2 rRNA genes (1 of these 2 cut by a window edge) are annotated in these 2,422 nt (G+C 54.7%); both read right to left on the bottom strand.

Annotation, left to right across the window (positions count from 1 at the left end):
* Positions 1-53: 53 nt before the first annotated feature.
* Positions 54-168, bottom strand: a 5S ribosomal RNA gene (gene rrf, locus IP93_RS09845).
* Between the two features lie 157 nt (positions 169-325).
* Positions 326-2,422: ribosomal RNA gene (locus IP93_RS09840) — 23S ribosomal RNA — on the bottom strand (it continues 783 nt past the right edge of the window).

Genomic DNA, 2,422 nt, shown 5'->3' with positions numbered 1-2,422 from the left:
GCGCGCAAAAGAAGAAGGCCGGATCCTGTTGGATCCGGCCTTCGGTGTAAAGCCCCTGGCGATGACCTACTCTTGCATGGCTTGAGCCACACTACCATCGGCGCGTGTGCGTTTCACTTCCGAGTTCGGGAAGGGATCGGGTGGTTCCACACAGCTATTGTCACCAGGGAGAGGGTGGAGGGTCGCCATCACGGCGCACGCGCTCTTGTTGGTTGCCCTGGACGGATCGATGCACTGATCTGCCTTGGGCGAATAGTTTGGAATGTAGCGAGGTATTGTGCCGAACGTCGAACGTGTCGTCGAGTCCAAGGCCACTTGAGGTTATATGGTCAAGCCACACGGATCATTAGTACAGGTTAGCTCAATCCATTGCTGGACTTACACACCCTGCCTATCAACCACCTGGTCTTGATGGTTCCTTAAGGGGAGTCAAGCTCCCGGGAGATCTCATCTTGAGGCGCGCTTCCCGCTTAGATGCTTTCAGCGGTTATCGCTTCCGAACATAGCTACCCGGCAGTGCCACTGGCGTGACAACCGGAACACCAGAGGTTCGTCCACTCCGGTCCTCTCGTACTAGGAGCAGCCCCTCTCAAATCTCCAACGCCCACGACAGATAGGGACCGAACTGTCTCACGACGTTCTGAACCCAGCTCGCGTACCACTTTAAATGGCGAACAGCCATACCCTTGGGACCGACTACAGCCCCAGGATGTGATGAGCCGACATCGAGGTGCCAAACACCGCCGTCGATATGAACTCTTGGGCGGTATCAGCCTGTTATCCCCGGAGTACCTTTTATCCGTTGAGCGATGGCCCTTCCATACAGAACCACCGGATCACTAAGTCCTAGTTTCCTACCTGCTTGATCCGTCGATCTTGCAGTCAAGCACGCTTATGCCTTTGCACACAGTGCGCGATGTCCGACCGCGCTGAGCGTACCTTCGAGCTCCTCCGTTACACTTTGGGAGGAGACCGCCCCAGTCAAACTACCCACCATACACGGTCCCCGACCCGGATTACGGGCCTAGGTTAGAACGTCAAGCACGACAGGGTGGTATTTCAAGGATGGCTCCGCCAGAACTAGCGTCCTGGTTTCATAGCCTCCCACCTATCCTACACAGACGAACTCAACGTTCAGTGTAAAGCTATAGTAAAGGTTCACGGGGTCTTTCCGTCTTGCCGCGGGAACGCTGCATCTTCACAGCGATTTCAATTTCACTGAGTCTCGGGTGGAGACAGCGCCGCTGTCGTTACGCCATTCGTGCAGGTCGGAACTTACCCGACAAGGAATTTCGCTACCTTAGGACCGTTATAGTTACGGCCGCCGTTTACTGGGGCTTCGATCAAGAGCTTCGCCTTGCGGCTGACCCCATCAATTAACCTTCCAGCACCGGGCAGGCGTCACACCCTATACGTCCACTTTCGTGTTTGCAGAGTGCTGTGTTTTTGATAAACAGTCGCAGCGGCCTAGTTTCTGCGACCCCCCTCAGCTCAACCATGCATATGGTCACCAAGAGGGGTGTACCTTCTCCCGAAGTTACGGTACCAATTTGCCTAGTTCCTTCACCCGAGTTCTCTCAAGCGCCTGAGAATTCTCATCCTGCCCACCTGTGTCGGTTTACGGTACGGTCTGCGTAAGCTGAAGCTTAGGAGCTTTTCCTGGAAGCGTGGTATCAGTCACTTCGTCCTAATGGACTCGTCTCGGTGCTCGGTGTTGAAGGATCCCGGATTTGCCAAAGATCCACACCTACCGCCTTTCCCCCGGACAACCAACGCCGGGTAGACCTAACCTTCTCCGTCCCTCCATCGCACTTACGCGAGGTGCTGGAATATTAACCAGCTTCCCATCGACTACGCATTTCTGCCTCGCCTTAGGGGCCGACTCACCCTGCGTCGATTAACGTTGCGCAAGGAAACCTTGGGCTTTCGGCGTGCGGGCTTTTCACCCGCATTATCGTTACTCATGTCAGCATTCGCACTTCCGATACCTCCAGCAGACTTCTCAATCCACCTTCGCAGGCTTACGGAACGCTCCTCTACCGCGCACACATAAGTGTGCACCCCAAGCTTCGGTTCTGTGCTTAGCCCCGTTAAATCTTCCGCGCAGACCGACTCGACCAGTGAGCTATTACGCTTTCTTTAAAGGGTGGCTGCTTCTAAGCCAACCTCCTGGCTGTCTGTGCCTTTCCACATCGTTTTCCACTCAGCACAAAATTTGGGACCTTAGCTGTGGGTCTGGGTTGTTTCCCTTTTCACGACGGACGTTAGCACCCGCCGTGTGTCTCCCATGCAGTCCGTCTTGGTATTCGGAGTTTGCAATGGTTTGGTAAGTCGCAATGACCCCCTAGCCATAACAGTGCTCTACCCCCAAGAGGATTCACATGAGGCGCTACCTAAATAGCTTTCGAGGAGAACCAGCTAT

Origin of the sequence: Aerolutibacter ruishenii, assembly GCF_007830115.1 — a bacterium.
Lineage (GTDB): Bacteria > Pseudomonadota > Gammaproteobacteria > Xanthomonadales > Xanthomonadaceae > Aerolutibacter > Aerolutibacter ruishenii.
The sequence above is the reverse complement of the archived record's forward strand: the minus strand, read 5'-3'. Positions and strand labels throughout refer to the sequence as shown.